This is a genomic window from Pseudoalteromonas 'SMAR', assembly GCF_048515945.1.
GTDB lineage: Bacteria > Pseudomonadota > Gammaproteobacteria > Enterobacterales > Alteromonadaceae > Pseudoalteromonas.
Window position 1 is genome coordinate 13,927 of sequence record NZ_JBLWMW010000043.1, and the last position, 19,466, is coordinate 33,392.

The window sequence follows — 19,466 nt, forward strand, 5'->3', positions numbered from 1 at the left end:
TGACAAAATGACTCGCCTTGCTCACCACCCTAGCGTTGTTTTTTTCTTTACTATCATCGCGCTAATCATCATAAGTGGACTGTCACAATATTTGTATATACAAGATGGTTTTTCGGCAACTTGGCTGTTGCTTACCCTTCTTGCCATGGCGTTTATTGCAGCTTTATATTTGCAGTTTAACAAGCAAAACAAGCACATGAGTTTTGTGCTTAAGTCTCTAGCCAATGGCGATAGCTCTTTGGGACTGAGCCAACATCACCCCATGCGGCAGCACTTAGAAGAAATTAAAACCCGGTTCCAAAGCGCGCGGTTAACCGCTGAGCAGCAGGCTCACTTTTTACAAACCTTGCTGGTGCATATCGACTTGGCCGTTTTGGTGTTCGACAGCGAGGGTAATGTGATTGAATCAAATCCAGCGGTCGCTCGGTTGCTCGGCAAAACCATCAATCACAGCGAAGAGTTAGAAAACATCGCACCACTGGTTAAAGCATGCGATAACAGATTGAAAACCATTGCAAATTGGCAATATGGTGAGCAGCAAGATAACTTGTCTATACAAATTACGTCGGCACAGATCCAAGGGCAAATTCGTAAAATCGTGACCTTACAGTCCATTCGAGATGCCTTACAAAATAAAGAGCAACAGGCCTATAAGCGCCTCACCAAGGTACTAACCCATGAGGTGGCGAACTCTATCACTCCGCTGTCGTCGATTGCCCAAACCTGTGAGGGGTTACTCCCTGAGACATTATGTTTTGACCAGGAAGAAGATAAACAAGACCTGGCTTTAGCGCTGCAAACACTGGCAAAACGCACTGAGTATTTAGGTGATTTTATCGCGCGCTTCAGACGCGTCAGTAGTTTACCCAGCCCGGCTTTGCAGCCCACTCAGCTTGCGCCACTGGTGGAAGGGATTTATCAATTACAGCAACCAAGCTGTGCTGAAGCTGGCATCGACTTACAACTCGATATCAGGCACTCGCAGCTGGTGATGTTAGATGCGGCTCAAATTGAGCAAGTACTGATTAACTTAAGCAAAAATGCCATTGAAGCACTGCTACAAGACAATAACTTGGACGAGCAAAGTAAACGCCAAGTGATGTTAAAGACCGGAGTAAATAATGCCGGCCAGCATTACATAGAAATAAGTGATAATGGCGCTGGCATTGCCGAGCATGTGGTAGAGATGATTTTTGTGCCATTTTTTACCACTAAACAACAGGGCTCCGGGATCGGCTTAAGTCTCTCACGGCAGGTTATGATTAATCATGGTGGCGATTTAATTTATCTTAAACGCCAACAAGGTGCCTGTTTTCGCTGTGTGTTTGGTTAACACCCTGCAAAGGGGGCATCAGCAAGTTTATGTAATGCGCATTATTAGTGGCAGCAACAACACACACCCAAATAGCCATAGCCATTTATTTCGCGTCAATGTGTGGCTGCGATAGCCCATTATTAGCCCTACTGAGCCCAATCTGGGTGTTAGCCGATATAAAAACCAAGAGAACAGTCCTGTGCCTAGCAGTACCAATAAGCCCTCCAACACACCACCTAGGTGATACTGATTTAACCATAACACTAAAGCTATGATCACGCTTTGATGCCACAGATATATGGGAAACACCGCTTTGTTGAGTCTCGCCAGCAACGGATGAGAGCGAGTAAGGTAGCGTGCAGCCAATGCAAGTATTAATAAAACGGCGCACACACGCTGCAATACCAAGACAATACCACCGCCCCAAACAATGATAGGGGAAAGCGAGCCTCGCAACCAGTAAAAATGATATAAAAGCAGTATAATCAAAGCATTGGCAGCACAAATCCATAGTAACACTTTACTGTGGTGAGCCAGCCAGACCCAAAATTGTTGCTGTTTGGCCAATAGGTAACCTGCAAACAAAAACACAAAGCCTTGCAACTCTCTTTGGTTATCTCCCTCTAACGCTAACTGAGCCCAGAGTAAACTTAGAACAGCAAGCGCACTCAAGAGGTAAGGTGCTCCCGGTAAGACTATCCCACGCAGCAATATGGCTTGAAGCTTAGAGGTAAAAACAATATGCAACACAGCGAGAAGCAGAGTAAAGGACCATAACTCTCGCAAGTACCAAAGGTGATTAACATCGACATGGGGCCAAATACCGCTTTGATACTGACGAAACAAGGGGCTGTTAAGGTCAATAAACTGCTTATAAAAGTCGACATACCCTAGCGTCATGCCAGCATTTTGCTGCATTTCGGCATAAAGTTGCACAGGCACAACAACCCAGACACCAAACAGTAATGGCAGTAATAGCAAAGGGGTACGAAAAAGCATTGCGGTACATGCCCCTTGTTTGTCAAAAATGTATCTAAGGGCTACACCCGAGATAAACCAGATAAGCAACATCCGCCACGGTGAAAGCAATAGCATCAAATACTCTAGCCAAACCGCAGTATAAGCGCTCTTGTAGTGAAACTCCCAGTTAGGCACATACAACATGGCGGTGTGATAAAAAATGAGTACTGCAAATGCAATGACACGCAGCCAGTCTAGCTCCACTCGCCGGTTTAAATGCTCCATGTTTAATTTCTTTTTGGCAGTAAACGTACTTTTAAACTGCTCCAGTTCGGTGTCTAAACAAACCAAAATTTGCTTATATAACAACGACGAGGGATAAACCGTGGATTAGTGGGATAAAAGAAGTGACCACTTTGCTTCCACTTGCTAGAGTAAAAGAAAAACTTAAACCATGATGTTTTCACGTACCTTTATTCAGCAATACCATCCGTTGATGGCCATGCTTTTACTCGCGCTCTTTCTGGCAGTTAATAACACCTTAAACGCCATTACACAGATCATGGATGCCAAACGAGATGCGCAGCTCAACTTTGCGCTGTGGGAACCTTTTGTATGGGAATATACCAGCGCCGCGGCCAGTTTGGCTTTAATTCCAGCTATATCATGGTACTTGAGTACTTTTCCTTGGCTTTGGCACAAGCCTTTTAAGGTCGCAGCGCGATTTTTTATTGCTTCACTGATATTTTGTATTAGCCATGTTGGCATCATGGTGTTATTACGTGAAACGATTTATTTTAGCTTGCAACGAGAGTACAACTTCAATCTTTCTTGGTTCGAACTTATCTATGAATATCAAAAAGATGCCTGGAGTTTAGTGTTCTTTATTGCACTCATAAAAGGGTATCAATTTAGTGTATCCCATATGCTTGGCGAGGCGTCACCAATAAAACAAGAAAGTGAAGAAGGTGACACACCTTCTAAACCTATTCATCATTTATTAGTACGTAAGCTTGGTAAAGAATTTATCGTTAAAGTTGAAGAGGTTGAATGGTTACAGTCGTCTGGAAATTACGTCAATTTGCACTTAAATGGCCGCATTTACCCGCTACGTTCAACGCTTACTTCGTTATGTCAACGCTTAGATCCCGTGGGCTTTGTGCGCGTTCATCGCTCTTTTGCCATTAATGTTGCAAAGGTGGTGAGTATCACCCCGCTTGCCAGTGGTGACAGTGAAATAACATTGCAAAGTGGGAAAGTAATAACGCTTTCAAGAACCTACAAAGCACAATTTAAGCAGCAACTGCGTCTTGAGTAAATAATTACTAGACGCTCACTAAGCAACCGCGTGCTATTGCGAGAAATCTATTAATCAATGCTAAATGCTGTAACTCAGAAGTTCATTTTGTATCCATTTCATCGCCCTACACTAGCCAGCCACAACTGCTATCATGCTGATTTTTGCATTTGCACCGAACTTATATACAATCTTATGTGGTTCAGGCCCGCGACATGGACTGCATAATAATAAAAGGATAATAAAAAGGCGTTATGAAAAACCTCATTACTCCACTACTTGTTGGTATTTTGCTGTTAAACGGCTGTAGTCAAATACAGTCACCAAACCCTCAGCATTCAGCATCGACAAACTCTGAACAGGTAGCTAAGCAAGCACAGCCAACCTCTGTTGCAAGCACATCAAACGTTGAGCTAACCCCCTCCTTTGATCCGCTTGCGAGCGACAATTTATGGCTAAGAATAAAGGCACAACTGAGCTTTGCTGACTCTAATGACCCTCGGGTAAAACGTCGTATTGAGTGGTATTTAAAACACCCAAACTACATGCATACCATCAGCGAGCGCGCTGCCCCTTTGCTGTATTATTTGGTGGAGCAAGTTGAGCAGCGTAAAATGCCTATTGAGCTGGCCTTAATGCCGCTAATAGAAAGCGACTTTAATACTCAAGCTTACTCACACAAGCATGCGTCGGGTTTGTGGCAACTTACCCCTCTGATTGCCAAGCACTATGGCGCTAAAATTAATAACTGGTACGACGGTCGCCAAGACATTGTTGATTCAACCCGCGTCGCTTTGGATTTTTTGCAATACTTACATAAGCGTTTTGATGGTAATTGGTATCACGCTATTGCCGCTTATAACACCGGAGAAGGCCGAGTGGCCGCAGCCATTGCCCGCAACAAGCGTGCAGGCAAACCCACCGATTTTTTTCATCTTAAGCTCCCGCGGCAAACTCGCCATTATGTACCCAAACTGCTGGCGGCCGCACAGCTGCTCAAACATGATTTAATGGAGTTTCCTGCCATCGCTAACCAGCCCACGCTAGAAGTGGTTGCGCTGCAGCAAGGTGCCATTCTTACTGACTTGAGTCGCTGGCAAGAGATTGCAACATTGAATCCAGGATATGCCCGCTTTCCGGCTTTATTAGGCGGACCTGAGCACGTTGTGGTCCCGGCTAAGCGTATTGATGAGTGGCATGCTATGCTCGCCGACTTGCCCAAAATGCCCGCCGGCACCTGGCAACAATACACCATACGTCGCGGCGATAGCCTCAGTACCATTGCCAAGCGCTATCAACTTTCGGTGGCTGAGCTAAAAGCATTTAATCGTCTCAAAAGCGATCACATCCGTGCTGGTAAGCAGCTTATTCTGCCTATCCTGGCTGATAAACAGCTAGAGTATAAGGTGAAGCGGGGAGATAGCTTATGGCGTATCGCTAAGCAGTTTAATGTCACCGTGGCTAAGCTCAAGCAATGGAATCAGTTGTCTCACAATCGTTTAAAGATTGGTGAAACACTTCAGGTGTTTTTATCTCCGTAGGAAAACAACATGACCGAACCAAACACAACATTTTTACCATGCCTAAAAGCACTTTTAATCAGGGACTGTGGGATAAAATAGACCGTGCCAAAACGAATTTTAAAGCGCAGGCCTGTTACTGTTCTATACTTAAGAAGTGCTATGTCACCAATGAGAAATCGGTCATCACGGAGGTGCCACATTGCTCAACCGACCCAACCACTTCTACAAAGGCGTTATAAAGCACCTGCTGCAGTTTGAAAGCGAAGTACTGTTTCTTCACTTAGACCTTGATGGTATCCCCAGCATTGGCGTGGGCTTTCGCCTCCCCAACAAGGAAAGGTTCTGTAAATTGCCACTATTAGACAGGCGCTCTAAGCAAATGGCTACCCTACAACAGAAGCTCGACGAATATCACACCATCTCACAGCTGCCACAGGGCCATAAAGCTTCATGGTACGCGCAACACACCAAATTAACTCTGGCACCAAAAATCTCCAAAGCATTATTAACAAGGCGACTCAAACACTTTGAGCGCGAACTTAGCGCTTTATTAGCGAAGCAATCGGTGACCAGTATTCCTTATAAAGCATTACCCACACCAGCTAAAACGGCGTTACTGGAGATGGCATACAACTTAGGCTGTGACACCTTACAGACAAACTTCTCCGAGCTACTTACCGCCATTGCCCAACAAGATTGGCAAACTGCAGCCACAGCCTGCCGTCGTCATGGTATTAGCCCCAGCAGAAACGAGGCGACTCAAGCACTATTATTAAAATGTGCCAGTTATCCTCGAGTAAAACTTTCTTGGTTTGAATTGCTCTCCAGGCAGCTAAAACGGCTATTTAGCTTTTAATCTTGCTGAATATTAACCATGCTTTCACTGGAGGTTTAAAGCGATTCTCCCTGTCCACTGTTTATTAATTAGCCACACCAGGACTGGCTATAGACATTATAGACTGGCACCTCATGGTGCACTCTAGCACTAAAACCCACCTTCTATTTGCATAAGGTGATGCCAACTAAACGCTGAGCATCTGTACCTAAAAGCATTATTGCAAGAAAAATGATGCGATAGGATCATACGCTAGGCCCTGCTCATTACGGTGTGAATGATAAAGGTAAAACTTTTTAACATCCAATGAGAAAGGCTTAATCGGTCTTGCCACCTGAGGTTCTGGCTTACATCCACGAAATAAAGTAATGTGCGGCGAAAAAGGATGGGGATCGTGATAGTGATCTCGCTTTTGTGCAAATGCTCGCAATGGATTAGCAAGATCTAACAGTGGTTGTGGCTTTTGCTCTGGCTTCAAGTAAAAAATACCATTATGAGACCAATACCCGTATTCACTGAAGTTAAGGGTAAATTTTGGCACCGTCAAGGTGCTGGCAAAGTCACACAAACTAGCCACTTGAGACTCCTCTACCATGGCCAGAAAAGCCAAAGTAAGGTGCCAATTACTTGGGTGCGTATTTACTTTATTGGCCACGACACTATCCACCAGCCACTGACCAATGTGAGCACGTACTGCCTCATCAATAGCAATTCCAAAAAATAACCGCTGCTGCATCTTACACCCTTGTTAATTTAGCCGTGTTAATCAAGATTTACCTGTTAAAGTTAGCATAACCGCAGCAAAGGAACAGAGTCAGCCTGCCTATCAAAGATAAACTACCGACTCAAACTGCAACTTTATTGACCAAACACATTGAAAAAAAATTAAATGTGTTATTTTTGTTTATTGAGTGTGTTTTATTTGTAAATAAAACATCTTAAAGGTTTTTGTTTTACAAACACACCAATTAATAGCTCATCGAGAGTAAACACATAGAAGGAATACTAAAATGAAATTATCTTTAAACAAAAAGAAGATGAAAACCCTATCAGCTGACAAAAAACACGTTCCAGCAGCAATGACTCCTCAAGTTGCCGGTGGTAACGGTTATTTTCTAAGTAGAGCTGGCCTAACGCATTGCGTAGCCAACACTTGCGGCATGTACACATGCCCTGATATCTACTAAGCAGATAAATTATCAGTCAAAGTGCCCAAACGGGGACTTTGACTATTTAAACTGAACCTTTTTTTGACTTGCTCTGTATCTGCGGGTCGTGGCGGTGGTCCAACTGCCATTTTTTAGGTACTGGGTAGATACTAAAAACTCGCCGTTCGCAAACTTACTTGTGGATTTCACTTTAGTTATCCCCTCTTTGCTATTGTGCACCTCTTCATAAGCAACAAACTCTGTTGGGCTAATCACCTCCATAGTGCCTTGCGTATAAAAGCCAGCCGTAGTGAAATAAAAGAAGACTAAGCTTGCTTTGCTGTTATCCCAAAAGATCAGTGATTCACCACCATACATCCCCTTATTAATAGAGAGCAAAGTCCGCACTGCCGTGCCATTAAGAGCACGTTCCCATCGAGCTACATCCTGCATTGCAGGCTTACCCTTAGCAGCGGGAAAGTTCGCTTCCCAAGTTCCTAAGTACCGCGTAAAAACCTTAAGCTCATCAATTAGTTGCGGCTGAGCCCACACCTAACAACTCAGCAATAGCAGTACTGCTAGAAAACGTGTATGCATATTGCACTCCAAAGTTTATTGCTTTGATGCAAGTATAGACTTAACAGAGGCAGTTAGCTGCCTCTTTCCTTATTGCTCTGGCAATTGTTGCGAAGAGAAATATTTCCTTCTTAGCATATCGTGGATAACCAACTCTTGTTCTCGGCCATAAGCTTTAAACATTCGATTGTTGTGCATATGCAACAGTGAGCCCAACAAAGTGTCCTTGCTACAATTAAGGCAACCTTTATCGTTCAACACCAAGATCTGATTGACCACAGGTTGAGCCTGTTGCTGCCAATTCTGTAGCAACGCTAAAATGGCTTTTTGACTATCATCGCACTGCTTTACTTGAGATGATTGTACTCGTTTAAAGTCCGAATCAAGTTGTGTTTGATACTCACGGTAACGTTGCCCTAATTGCTTTCGCAACACACTCGTTTCATTAAATTCACGACCAAACGCCGCACGTAAAGTTGAAATTAGTGCTAGCTTTTCCGCCGGACTATATCCAAATAAGGTTAAGAGCCTATCACTGCACAGTGTAGCAATACGCCAACGCACATCTTCACCATACTCTTCGACCAATTGACACGCTTTAGCAATCATCTCGCTATCGGCCATAAACAATGACTCTACCAGTGCCATAGACTCAGGGCCGCCATAACGTTCAACTTCACGTTCATAGGTCATCAACTCAACCTTTTGTAGCTCTCCTTGCTCTATCATCGGGCTTAAGAGCTGATTCAGCTTTGGCAATAATTCACCGCATAACTTCTCTGGTTCACCTAAGAAGCGCAGCCTTAAATGCCAACTAGGATCGCCATAGCGAATGAAGAACCACTTTTTATAATCCTGCTGATGTTCGGCGATAAAGGGGAGTATTTTTTCAATAAGCAGCTGCTCTAACACTGAGTTGCCTGAATATATTTTTACACTCAACCATTCTGAGCCGGCACTAAATCGACGTTTGATTGCTGCAGCCTGAATATGCTCCAGAGGACTGTGTGTATAGTGCCTATGGACTGCAGCATTGGCATTAAATACAGGCAAAATAACTTCATTACTGTAGTGATTGCCTTGAGTATCGGTCACCGCTGAGTGCAACTGTGATGTCAGTACCTCTTTAAGCTCTACTCTTTCTCTTCCTTTGGTTTCGTTTAATAATATTGCGAGTAGCTCTGGACGGCGAAGATCAAGTTGCAATACATTATCCGCCATTGCGTAACTCACCTGAGGGTCTAATTGATACTTATCAAGTAATGCTGATAATTGCTGTTTATCCAGATCACCATCGTTATAGAGTGACACCAGTTCTTTGCGATTAATCCGCCATGTCTTTTCACTCAAGATCAAATTATCCAGCATAATGCGGGGTACAAAAGTTGCATTCACTGTACTGCTGGGTAAGTTAAAAACAGGTGGTTTACCGTCTTGGTGCTGCATCATACATAAAAACTTATAGGCACTTAGACTTCGGGAGGAGTAATTATGAGCACAAGAAAGGCGAGGCACTACTTGCTTGTTGAGTCGTTTACTCCATAGTTTGACCTTTTCACCTTCAACCCACACGTATAGATCGCTTAAAGGGATTTGATACGCTTCGTCTAGGCTACTGTCTGCCATAAATACAATTTCATATTGACGTAAGTGAGGGCGAGCAATCACATTTCCAGGACGTCCTTCTGGCATATGTGCCACTTCGGCAAAAATGACATCTTCTGAGTGCGACTCTTCACGCTTAAGCTCTGTGATAAGTTCTTCCTTAAGCTCCTCATTAAGATGGCAGAAACGACCGATAAGATTTGCCGACGAGGGACCACCACAGCCATTGAATTTAAAAACTGTATTGTGTTTTTGGTCTTCAAAAATACTTAACATAACGGCAAATGAAGCTGGAAAATCTTTACTGACGGGTGTTTTTGTCGACGCTTTTTTTTGCTTCAATTCTTTGCTTTTTAGAACAATACAGTCCTTGTTGCGGTTCTCTGGCAAGCTAATCGCTTGTTCTACAATGAGATCTAAAGGAGTAGCGGCACTGCTTTCTCGCAGCTCCCCCCCTTCTCTAGCCAAATTTAGCCCAGCGATTAATGGCGCTTCATAACCCGTCTCATTTGAAACACTAATACCCGACTCATCATCTAACACAACATCTAAGGGAACAAACTGCCCCTCGAACCGTGCATTAAATTGGCTAATAAACCTATCCAGCGGATTGTTTACTTTATGGTTACTGAGCTCTGCAATTAGCTCTAACTTTTGTACAACACGCTGAACATCTCGGTTATCAATTTGGCAGTGCTCAAAAGAACGGTAGACATCGGTCTGAAAGAGCTTATTTTCTTCGGCTTTTACTGGCAACGTTTGAAAGTGCTTTATCAATTGCTGGTAAGGCTTTATCGAGCCATCGCTATTATGGTCCAAGCGCTCTAGCATTGTCAGTGCCGTTGCAAGCTTATCAGCAATGTCTAACTCACCGGCTTGCTCCAGTGACCGGAGTAACCCTAAATCTGGCGACTCCCCTGTTAAGGGTAATGGCAAATCAGCTTGCAAAACTTTTTCATCAACAAGAGCTTGTATGTATTCTTCAACTTGAGTTTGCTCTGCTTCCGGGTACTTGCACATGAACGAGCTGACTAGCTCCGAAAATGGCTTACCCTCGGCTGCTGCTTGCATCACAAACTTAAAATATTCATCAGACTCCACCGCACTTAAGCGATACTGCATGTTATTATTGGAGAGGTAACCCTCAATATAACGACACTGATTAGCAACAAAGTAGTGTGAGGAGTTTGGCTTGTAATTTAAACTACTGGCTTGCTTTACTATGTGCTCTTTTAGAGCTGATAAGTAGAACATGTCTAACCGAGTTTTGCGCAGGTCTTGCTGGTGAGATTTAACTTGTAAAGTCGACTGCTCAGTCAACTGGCCTTTGTACACTCCAGAAAATAAACCAAAGGGTGTTGCTCTAGAGCACATTCGAAGCATGTACTTTAATAACGCCTGAGCCACCTTTTTACCCTGTTTAGACTCAGGTTTTTGCCGCCATAGCTCAATTCTTTCGAGTAAAGATGGGCTGGCTAAATAGACAGCCTCAAGCACACCATCTAGAGCCAACCACTGTTCTAAAATGGCATTAGTACAATTAGATTCATCAGCAAACTTAGACAGTAGCTCTAAGCTAAGCCTGGGCGTTCTAATGACAAAAAAAGGCGCTATACTATTCGTCACCGTTGTGTTGTTGTTTTTGGACATGTTAGCTCCTTTAACTACTTCATTAATAAACACTCTGCCCACTCCAAATCATCATTTAGCACCGCAGTGAGGCCTAACCCAACTCCGGCATATCCCATTAAGAAGCCATATTCTTCATATCCTGCTCGTGTATCACCATTAAAGGCGTAAAATGCCTCAAGGCCATGAAGGTGGTATTGCTCTAAGGTGTAGTCGAGCCAGTACTGTGCTGTCTTTTTTAAGTCTGGATGTGGGATTAATTGATACAGCAGCTGATACATACTAACCAGCCCAACAAAGCCATGACATAAACCCGCGTCGTTTATGGCTCCGTTCACCGCATCTCGCTGCGTCGTCTTCAAAGCAATATATTGCGCCCGCTCCATTAAAGAAGGGCGATCCAATGCGGTAGCAACGCGAGCTATAAGAAGCGCTATAGCTAAATCACCATAACACCAACCTAACCTTGAGCGATAATCGCTACCAACGACTGAGCCAAAGCAGCACAGGTCATCTTGATCTGGGTTTTGTTGTGCCAGTAACCAGTCACAGCTTGCCAGTAATAGCTTGGTAACACTGTCTTTTAGTTCTTCCACTTGTAACCCAGGCAATAACGCAGCAATCACACTTGGAACACCATGTGCTAAGCCTAAATTATACTCTGGCTTTGAAGGCGTCGAGGTATTAAACCGGTATACTGACCCTGGAGGTTGAGACCAACAAACCTGACCATTCTCCAACCACGTTGCCACACTGCTATAATTATCGACTAGTACTTTTATTAAAGCGGTTTGATCTGTGCACTTGCTTCTTCTAGCAATATAAGGGGCATACCCAGCCAACCCTAAAACAAATTCAATTTCACCGGACCACGGTTGATGATTTAAAGCTTGCAGGAATAAGTGGTCAACATCATCAAGCAATTCAGCATCATAATCACTCATATCAGCTTGATTAAAATATTCAAGTAACCATGCTTGCCCAGCTAAACCGCTGCTTAGCTCTAAGCTTTGTTGATCGAGTTGTGATTGTAGCTGCTCCAGTTTATTAGCGAACATATCTTCATTAACAAATGCCGTGTTTATTTTGTGGGCATTAAATAAAAACAGTAATTGACCTGCCAAACCAGACAATAAACCGTTATCACTGACTTGATTGATGTTCTCAGAAACGGTTTTACTCAGCTTTTGTAGAATTTCATGAATGATTGCTTGTTGTTCGGGGGTGGCAATGCTTTGTTCTGACATGTCTATCCTTGTTTACTCTAAAATACATCTGCATCTAGATTAACCCGAAGTAAACAAAAAAACCAATAAACCAACATTTCAAAATATAAAACAATCACTTGATAACAATAATTTTATATATTAACTTAAAAATGCAACAATAATGGTTGTATCACATAAAGGAGATATTTAATGAACTTAAAGTTAAACAAGAAGAAAATCAAAGCTCTAAGCGCAGATAGCAAATCACTACCAGCACAAATGACACCACAAGTAGCTGGTGGTGCTAACTGGACAGATGCAGATGTGTGTGACGGCCCATTAACTTTGGTACCTAAGCATACTTGCGGCTATGGTGGACCGAACTGCCGCCCAGTTTTTTAATGGTCGCAGGCCAAAATGGATGACTGTTTTGGCCTTTCACACATATATGCAGCCAGTGTTTAGAGAGCTGCGCCGTTTTCTATAAAGCACAAATCAGGGATAATAAAAAAAGCATTCGCTCCAGACAACCACCGTTTCAGTAACATCGAATATTTACCTGCGTCAGCAGCCTAGCTTCTCAATTTACGTTTTAATACCCGCAGGTATTTTTATACCCACACTCAAGAAGCTCATTTCGAAGCTTTTTAAAAGAAGTAAAAAGCCTCAATGCAGCAGCCTGCTCACACCTTCACTTACTACTGAATAGCATGTGCAACATGACCTTTTGCTAGCAAAATGACCGAGCTTACCTCGGTAAATAGTACATCCATGCTTTCTGGGCTTACTCAGATTCACTCTGTAACTCTTCACCTTCAGGCTGCTCAGGCTTTCTCATTTTGATTTCTCTATCCGCAGAGGCAATTGTTTCTTTACGATGGGCAATAATCACTCGGGTTATTTTTAGTCGTGATACGGCCTCATTAATGTCTTCCTCAAGACCGGTATCAAGATGGCTCGTTGCTTCATCCATAAATAAGATTTTAGGGTCTTTGTATAACGCACGCGCTAAGATGATTCGTTGCTTTTGTCCCCCTGAAAGACTCGACCCCATATCACCAATCAAGCTGTCGTAACCCATTGGCATATCACTAATATCATCATGAATGGCTGCAAGTTGAGCGCAATGTACTACTTTTTCCATGTTGATTGGACTGTCAAAGAAGGCAATATTGTCTGCAACCGTGCCAGAAAGCAATTCGTCATCTTGCATTACCGCAGCAATTTGCTGGCGATATTGGCGTGCACCAATTTGACTAAGCGGCACCCCATCAATCAAAATCTCACCATGAGAGGGTTGGTTCAAACCTAACATCAGTTTAAGCAAAGTCGACTTCCCGCACCCTGAAGGCCCAGTGATGGCAACTGACTCTCCTGCTTCGATGTCTAAATTGAGCTTATTAATGACATTCGGCGTGGCATCTGAATAGGCAAAAGATACATCCCTAACGGTGATCCTGCCATTAATGGTAAGTTTTCGATACTTATCGGGCTGCAGCTCTTCTTTATCGGTCAGTGCAATATCAGCAATACGATCAAAATGTAACCCTAGCATTTTAAACTCAATCAGCTTTTCAATGAGGTTAGCGGTTTTATCCATAAACTGGCGCTTATAAGACATAAACGCGAATAGCATACCGGTACTAAAGCCACCAGCTATCACCAAGTGTGCCGCCAAATACACCACAATAATATTTTCAATGCCAAACAAGGCACGATTTATCGCGTCATAGCCAATGTTAAAATTACCTAGGCGAATATTATGGTTAATGGCATTGGCATAGCGGTTTTGCCACTGTCCTTCACGTTTTACCTCTGAGCCAAACAATTTGATAGTTTGAATACCACGTACTGTTTCCATAAAGTTGGAGTTTTCTTCAGCACGCGCCATGATTTCTTGCTCACTAATATTTCGAAATGGCCGATACATTAAGATACGAATGATGGCATAAGCTATCACCGCAACAAGCACCACCGCAGATAACATAGGGCTATAGAAAAAGATCATGGCTAAGGTGATCACCGCCATAAGGCCATCTATGATTGCCTCAATGACACCTGTAGTAAGCAATTGCTTTACTTGCTGCAATGAACCAAAACGAGAAACCACATCCCCCATGTGACGCTTTTCAAAATAACTTATCGGCAGACGCACTAAGTGATGAAAAAGGTTTGCCCCCAGTTGAATATTCATTTGGTTACCAAAGTGCAGTAAGGTAAAACCACGCAAAGCATTGGTGGCTATTTCAAACACCAAAACCATAAAAAAGCCAACCGCCAACACGGTCAGGAGCGAAGTATCACCGGTTAAGATGACATCATCAATCACCAGCTGAATATAATAAGGTGCGGCAAGAGTAAATACTTGCAGTAAAACTGACAGAGTAAATATCAGTAATAAGGAGCGCTTAAGCCCTGTTATGCGGCTCCAAAAGTCTGAAAATCTAAGAGTGGGCTTTTTCTCTTCTTTTTCAAAATCTTTTGTTGGAGTTAGTTCTAGCGCTACCCCGGTAAAGTGTTTTGACGCCTCCTCCATGGTAAAGGTTTTTTCACCACCAGCAGGGTCGTGGATCACGATTCGTTTGGCATTCGCTTTTTTAAGCACCACAAAGTGATTCATATCCCAATGTAAAATGGCAGGTGTTTGCAGCGCATCCAGATCTTCAAGCTCTATTCTCAAGGGTCTGGTGGTCAAGTTGAGCTTTTCGGCAAAGTGCATGATATCGAGTAGCGTACAGCCCTCTATCGAGATGCTAAAGCGCTGCCGTAAACGAGTCAGATCGGTGTGGTAACCATAATACCCTGCAACCATTGCCAGACTAGCCAGACCACATTCTGCGGCTTCCGATTGAATAATCACTGGCAGTGATTTGCGCGACCAGAACTCTAACTTGCTCGCTGTGCCTTCGTGTTCCATTTCCATAGCGACCCTTTTACTTCTTATTTGTCACAACACGGCTGTGGTTTAACCGTTGATTCAATCTCGTCACCCAACTCATAGTTGTCCCTTGATACTAAATACAGGGTCGAACAACCAGCGTAATAGCGAACGCTCTTCTACCACAATATCGGCATCTAGCGTCATACCGGCTCTAAGCGGTGTATCTTTGCCATACGCTTTCACGGTTTGCTCTGCTAAAGCAACAACTACACGGTAGGCAGGCTCTTGAATAATGCCTGGCATACTGGTTTCTGCAGGTAAAATAACACTATTACTTAACTCGACGATCTGACCTTGGTAAATACCAAACTTTTCGTATGGGAAAGCGTGGTAACGTAACTTGGTTGATTGCCCCTCTTTGATAAAGCCGAAGGCAGATGTAGGAATATACACCACCGCTTGCATTGCACTATTTTCAGGTATTAGTGTTAATAGGTGTTGTCCTGCCGAAACATTTTTACCTACTTTTGCTAGCAACCCTGTCACTATGCCACTTTGTGTTGCCCTTACCTCACCTAAACGCTGCTGCTCTATGGAAGAGATTTGAATCAATAAGTCCGCTTGTTGCGATTGCAATTGTGAAATACGGTTTTGTTGCTCAATAGGTAACTTAGCTAACTGGCTTTTGATGTTTTCTAATTGTGCTTCTAAGGCAATTCGCTCTGAACGAATAGTGGAAGACTGCTGCTTCAGAGATAATAAGGTGTCTTTTTGTCGCTGTAACTCCAGCTCAGATATATACCCTGTGCCTTTAAGAGTCGCAATTTGTGAAACTAAATCTTGGTTGAGTAGGAGCCGCTGCTGAAAGGTACTCGCTTGGCTTTCTAATTCGGCTAACTTAGCTCTAGCGGTGTCTCGCTGACGCCTAAGCTCCTTTAAATCCAATTGGTGCTGGTTTCGCAATTGCTCAATTTGTTGTGCTAAGTTTTTTTGTTGAAAGCGATACTGATTTAGCAGGGCCTGATTTAGTTCGATTGCTTCGGTGCTGTGCTTTGCCGATGCAATCCTCAATAGAGGCTGGCCAAGTTCGACCTGCTCACCTTCTTGCACCAACACTTCTGAAATCACGCCTTGCTGCCCTGAAGCAACGCGCAACAAGCCACCACTGGGCTCTATTACCCCTGAAACCCTTTCCTTTCTGGTATAGCTACCAGCAGACAAGAATACCAAGCTTAAAATAACAACCACTAAGATAAGTAAGCCGAGTACTTTAAATACGGGGGGTTGAATTAAACTGATCGTGCCTTCAAGCCGGTGCTGTTTATGCTCTAGCACCTCGCGGCGAAATAAATTATCCATAGCACTTACTGAGTAACATTATTGTTAATATTTTTTTATGAAAAGACAATGTACCACGAGCGGTGACTAAAAGGAATGCGTTAAGGCGAGAGATCCCCCGCCTTAAATAAGATTTGTGCAATTACCCACCACCGCGTAGATGGTAGGCAACATTGCCGTTATGATTTTTTCTGCGGTCTTTGCCAACCATCAAGGTTGCGTTGTTTACCACGGGCTACAGCCAACTGTTCATCTTTAACCGTTGCCGTGATCACCGAACCTGCACCTACGGTTGCGGTAGAGCCAATCTCAACCGGTGCTACCAACGACGAGTTAGAACCAATAAAGGCATTATCACCAATGATGGTTTTTGATTTGTTAACGCCATCGTAGTTACAAGTAATTGTGCCGGCACCAATATTCACTTTTTCACCTACTTCCGCATCGCCAAGGTAAGTAAGGTGGTTGGCTTTTGAGCCTTTGCCTAAGCGTGACTTTTTCATTTCGACAAAATTGCCAACATGAGAGTCTTCTTCCATTACGGCACCAGGGCGTAAACGTGCAAAAGGCCCTAACGTACATTTATCGGCAACTTGGGCATCTTCAATCATGGTATTGGCTTTAATCACCACGCCATCGCCAATTTTGCAATTTTTCAGCACGCAGTTAGGCCCAATCACAACGTCATTACCAATCTCAACTTGGCCTTCAAAAATCACATTGACATCGATTTCAACATCTTGCCCAGTAGCCACTCTACCACGGACATCAACCCGTGCAGGGTCGGCAAGGCTGGCACCATTAATCATTAACTCTTCGGCTTGCCACGCTTGATATGCGCGCTCTAGAGCCGCAAGTTGAACACGATTGTTCGCCCCTTCAACTTCCATAGCATCATCAGGCTGCGCTGAAGCGATCTCGATTCCTTCAGCATGAGCCATGGCAACAATATCCGTAAGGTAATACTCGCCCTGAGCATTGTCATTCGATAGCTGACCTAGCCACTTTTTCAATAAGCCACCATTAGCAGCCATGATCCCAGTGTTGATTTCAGTAATAGCTAATTGCTGTGGTGAAGCATCTTTTTGTTCAATAATACCAACTAACTTGCCATTTTCTCTCAGCATGCGGCCATACCCTGTTGGGTTAGGCAAGTCGACCGTTAATACCGCCAGGCCATTATCTGGAGTGACGTCCAGTAAACGTTGTAGGGTGCTTTGCTTAGTCAGTGGGACATCACCATAAAGAATCAATACTTTATCATCATCGCCAATGTATTGTTGAGCAACCGCAACTGCATGACCGGTACCTAACTGGTCAGCTTGATGTACCCAGTTCACCTCATTATGTGCCAAAGCCGCCTTTAGCTGTTCCGCGCCATGACCATACACTAAGTTTGTAGCCCTAGCTCCAAGAGAAACAGCATTATCAATTACGTGCTGCACCATAGGTTTACCCGCAATAGGATGTAGTACCTTAGGCAGCTTCGAGCGCATACGGGTACCTTTACCCGCAGCCAGAATGATTGTATTTAATGGCATGAACACAGGATCCTTTTTCTTGTGTCAGTTAAACAAGCGCACCTTTGGGTTCTTATGCCTTTAACGCCATCACTTCTATGTGCATCGCGATACCTAAATTGGCAGGCAGATAAGTACTTACTCAGTACAAATTGTGCAATATTGTAGCGAGGAATAGAAAAGAAGGTAAGTGTTGTTTTCGATTGTACTTCTCTGCTTCGCAAGCATAAAAAAACCCACACTCTTCAGTGTGGGTTTTTTATAACCAGATAGGTGGTTGGCTATTTGCGCAGCTGGCGAAGAACGCGTAGCTGTGCAAGCGCTTCTTCTAGTTGAACAGCAGCGCGCTGGTAATCCAACTCGTCTGCAGAGCCTGCAGCCATTTGCGCATGCGCTTCACGCTTGGCTTCTTCAGCAGCTTGCTCATCAAGTTCTTCAGCACGCATAGCAACGTCCGCTAGGACTGTTACTGTTTGTGGTTGAACTTCAAGCGTGCCGCCGGCAACGTAGATAACATCTTCTGTGCCATCTGTTGCAACCAAACGAACCATACCAGGTTTTAGGCCAGTCAGTAGTGGCGCGTGGCCAGGGTGAATACCAAGTTCACCTTCGCTACCGGTCACTTGAATCGCAGTTACGTCACCAGAGAATAGATTCTCTTCTGCGCTTACTACGTCAAGATGTACTGTCATTGCCATAACAACCCCCTAATTACATGTTTTTGGCTTTTTCAACTGCTTCGTCGATTGAGCCAACCATGTAGAAAGCCTGCTCTGGCATGTCATCGTATTCACCGTTTAAGATGCCTTTGAAGCCAGAAATCGTGTCTTTCAGTGAAACGTATTTACCAGGTGCACCTGTGAATACCTCAGCAACGAAGAACGGCTGCGATAGGAAACGCTGGATTTTACGTGCACGAGATACAACTTGCTTATCTTCGTCAGAAAGCTCGTCCATACCTAGGATTGCGATGATGTCTTTAAGTTCTTTATAACGTTGAAGAACTGTTTGAACGCCACGCGCTGTATCGTAGTGCTCTTGACCGATTACTAATGGGTCAAGTTGACGTGAAGATGAATCAAGTGGGTCTACCGCAGGGTAGATACCAAGTGAAGCGATATCACGAGAAAGTACTACTGTTGCATCTAAGTGAGCAAACGTTGTTGCTGGAGATGGGTCAGTTAAGTCATCCGCAGGTACGTATACCGCTTGGATTGAAGTGATTGAACCCGTCTTAGTAGATGCGATACGCTCTTGAAGTACACCCATTTCTTCAGCAAGAGTTGGTTGGTAACCTACTGCTGAAGGCATACGACCTAGAAGTGCTGATACCTCTGTACCCGCTAGAGTATAACGGTAGATGTTATCAACGAAGAAAAGTACGTCACGACCTTCGTCACGGAACTTCTCAGCCATAGTAAGACCAGTTAACGCTACGCGTAAACGGTTACCCGGTGGCTCATTCATTTGACCGTATACTAGAGATACTTTATCTAGTACGTTTGAGTCGTTCATCTCATGGTAGAAGTCATTACCCTCACGAGTACGCTCACCAACACCTGCGAATACTGAGTAGCCGCTGTGCTCGATTGCGATGTTACGGATAAGCTCCATCATGTTTACGGTTTTAC

The 19,466-nt window shown here is 43.8% G+C and carries 16 protein-coding genes; 6 read left to right on the forward strand and 10 right to left on the reverse strand.

What is annotated here, in order from left to right:
• Positions 1 to 7: 7 nt before the first annotated feature.
• Positions 8 to 1,333: a sensor histidine kinase gene (locus tag ACNKW2_RS15825; protein WP_419149422.1), complete on the forward strand. Its 1,326-nt coding sequence runs from the start codon at positions 8 to 10 to the stop codon at positions 1,331 to 1,333.
• Between the two features lie 27 nt (positions 1,334 to 1,360).
• On the opposite strand, the gene ACNKW2_RS15830 is transcribed toward ACNKW2_RS15825, so the two are convergent.
• Positions 1,361 to 2,560 (reverse strand): acyltransferase family protein, encoded by a 1,200-nt coding sequence (locus tag ACNKW2_RS15830; protein ID WP_419149423.1) that lies wholly within the window; start codon positions 2,558 to 2,560, stop codon positions 1,361 to 1,363.
• A 169-nt stretch (positions 2,561 to 2,729) separates the two neighbouring features.
• Here ACNKW2_RS15830 and ACNKW2_RS15835 point away from each other — a divergent pair, with 169 nt between their 5' ends.
• The 3 genes from ACNKW2_RS15835 (at position 2,730) to ACNKW2_RS15845 (ending at position 5,951) form a co-directional block, all read left to right on the forward strand.
• A complete protein-coding gene (locus ACNKW2_RS15835; protein WP_419149424.1) occupies positions 2,730 to 3,593 on the forward strand; it encodes a LytR/AlgR family response regulator transcription factor in 864 nt (287 codons plus the stop codon).
• A 233-nt stretch (positions 3,594 to 3,826) separates the two neighbouring features.
• On the forward strand, positions 3,827 to 5,113 hold the full coding sequence (locus tag ACNKW2_RS15840) for a LysM peptidoglycan-binding domain-containing protein (RefSeq protein WP_419149425.1): 1,287 nt from the start codon (positions 3,827 to 3,829) through the stop codon (positions 5,111 to 5,113).
• Positions 5,114 to 5,294: 181 nt separating this feature from the next.
• On the forward strand, positions 5,295 to 5,951 hold the full coding sequence (locus ACNKW2_RS15845; RefSeq protein WP_419149427.1) for a glycoside hydrolase family protein: 657 nt from the start codon (positions 5,295 to 5,297) through the stop codon (positions 5,949 to 5,951).
• A gap of 196 nt (positions 5,952 to 6,147) precedes the next feature.
• On the opposite strand, the gene thpR is transcribed toward ACNKW2_RS15845, so the two are convergent.
• A complete protein-coding gene (gene thpR, locus ACNKW2_RS15850) occupies positions 6,148 to 6,666 on the reverse strand; it encodes an RNA 2',3'-cyclic phosphodiesterase (RefSeq protein WP_419149429.1) in 519 nt (172 codons plus the stop codon).
• 274 nt (positions 6,667 to 6,940) lie between these two features.
• Here thpR and ACNKW2_RS15855 point away from each other — a divergent pair, with 274 nt between their 5' ends.
• Entirely contained in the window at positions 6,941 to 7,117 is a 177-nt protein-coding gene (locus ACNKW2_RS15855; protein ID WP_419149430.1) for a hypothetical protein, read from the forward strand.
• Between the two features lie 42 nt (positions 7,118 to 7,159).
• Here the strand turns inward: ACNKW2_RS15855 and ACNKW2_RS15860 are convergent, their stop codons facing one another.
• The 3 genes from ACNKW2_RS15860 to ACNKW2_RS15870 form a co-directional block, all read right to left on the reverse strand.
• Positions 7,160 to 7,630: a hypothetical protein gene (locus ACNKW2_RS15860; RefSeq protein ID WP_419149431.1), complete on the reverse strand. Its 471-nt coding sequence runs from the start codon at positions 7,628 to 7,630 to the stop codon at positions 7,160 to 7,162.
• A 114-nt stretch (positions 7,631 to 7,744) separates the two neighbouring features.
• Positions 7,745 to 10,909, reverse strand: coding sequence for a lantibiotic dehydratase (locus ACNKW2_RS15865; protein ID WP_419149432.1), 3,165 nt, complete (start codon positions 10,907 to 10,909; stop codon positions 7,745 to 7,747).
• Between the two features lie 14 nt (positions 10,910 to 10,923).
• Complete coding sequence (locus tag ACNKW2_RS15870) at positions 10,924 to 12,135, reverse strand: lanthionine synthetase LanC family protein (RefSeq protein ID WP_419149433.1); 1,212 nt, start codon at positions 12,133 to 12,135, stop codon at positions 10,924 to 10,926.
• A gap of 171 nt (positions 12,136 to 12,306) precedes the next feature.
• On the opposite strand from ACNKW2_RS15870, the gene ACNKW2_RS15875 reads away from it, so the two are divergent.
• Positions 12,307 to 12,498, forward strand: a complete 192-nt coding sequence (locus ACNKW2_RS15875; RefSeq protein ID WP_419149434.1) for a hypothetical protein — start codon at positions 12,307 to 12,309, stop codon at positions 12,496 to 12,498.
• Between the two features lie 382 nt (positions 12,499 to 12,880).
• On the opposite strand, the gene ACNKW2_RS15880 is transcribed toward ACNKW2_RS15875, so the two are convergent.
• The 5 genes from ACNKW2_RS15880 to atpD form a co-directional block, all read right to left on the reverse strand.
• A complete protein-coding gene (locus tag ACNKW2_RS15880; RefSeq protein WP_419149435.1) occupies positions 12,881 to 15,019 on the reverse strand; it encodes a peptidase domain-containing ABC transporter in 2,139 nt (712 codons plus the stop codon).
• Positions 15,020 to 15,091: 72 nt separating this feature from the next.
• A complete protein-coding gene (locus ACNKW2_RS15885; RefSeq protein ID WP_419149436.1) occupies positions 15,092 to 16,336 on the reverse strand; it encodes an HlyD family secretion protein in 1,245 nt (414 codons plus the stop codon).
• Positions 16,337 to 16,494: 158 nt separating this feature from the next.
• Positions 16,495 to 17,856, reverse strand: a complete 1,362-nt coding sequence (glmU, locus tag ACNKW2_RS15890; protein WP_419149437.1) for a bifunctional UDP-N-acetylglucosamine diphosphorylase/glucosamine-1-phosphate N-acetyltransferase GlmU — start codon at positions 17,854 to 17,856, stop codon at positions 16,495 to 16,497.
• Between the two features lie 260 nt (positions 17,857 to 18,116).
• Complete coding sequence (locus tag ACNKW2_RS15895; RefSeq protein WP_419149438.1) at positions 18,117 to 18,533, reverse strand: F0F1 ATP synthase subunit epsilon; 417 nt, start codon at positions 18,531 to 18,533, stop codon at positions 18,117 to 18,119.
• A 13-nt stretch (positions 18,534 to 18,546) separates the two neighbouring features.
• On the reverse strand, positions 18,547 to 19,466 hold a 920-nt coding region (gene atpD, locus ACNKW2_RS15900; protein ID WP_419149439.1), incomplete at its 5' end, for a F0F1 ATP synthase subunit beta.

Coding starts and splice junctions, on each gene's coding strand:
- thpR (WP_419149429.1), bottom strand. CDS start 6,666: ATGCAGCAGCGGTTATTTTTTGGAATTGCTATTGATGAGGCAGTACGT.
- ACNKW2_RS15875 (WP_419149434.1), top strand. CDS start 12,307: ATGAACTTAAAGTTAAACAAGAAGAAAATCAAAGCTCTAAGCGCAGAT.
- ACNKW2_RS15840 (WP_419149425.1), top strand. CDS start 3,827: ATGAAAAACCTCATTACTCCACTACTTGTTGGTATTTTGCTGTTAAAC.
- ACNKW2_RS15855 (WP_419149430.1), top strand. CDS start 6,941: ATGAAATTATCTTTAAACAAAAAGAAGATGAAAACCCTATCAGCTGAC.
- ACNKW2_RS15885 (WP_419149436.1), bottom strand. CDS start 16,336: ATGGATAATTTATTTCGCCGCGAGGTGCTAGAGCATAAACAGCACCGG.
- ACNKW2_RS15825 (WP_419149422.1), top strand. CDS start 8: ATGACTCGCCTTGCTCACCACCCTAGCGTTGTTTTTTTCTTTACTATC.
- ACNKW2_RS15895 (WP_419149438.1), bottom strand. CDS start 18,533: ATGGCAATGACAGTACATCTTGACGTAGTAAGCGCAGAAGAGAATCTA.
- ACNKW2_RS15835 (WP_419149424.1), top strand. CDS start 2,730: ATGATGTTTTCACGTACCTTTATTCAGCAATACCATCCGTTGATGGCC.
- ACNKW2_RS15880 (WP_419149435.1), bottom strand. CDS start 15,019: ATGGAAATGGAACACGAAGGCACAGCGAGCAAGTTAGAGTTCTGGTCG.
- glmU (WP_419149437.1), bottom strand. CDS start 17,856: ATGCCATTAAATACAATCATTCTGGCTGCGGGTAAAGGTACCCGTATG.
- ACNKW2_RS15865 (WP_419149432.1), bottom strand. CDS start 10,909: ATGTCCAAAAACAACAACACAACGGTGACGAATAGTATAGCGCCTTTT.
- ACNKW2_RS15830 (WP_419149423.1), bottom strand. CDS start 2,560: ATGGAGCATTTAAACCGGCGAGTGGAGCTAGACTGGCTGCGTGTCATT.
- ACNKW2_RS15870 (WP_419149433.1), bottom strand. CDS start 12,135: ATGTCAGAACAAAGCATTGCCACCCCCGAACAACAAGCAATCATTCAT.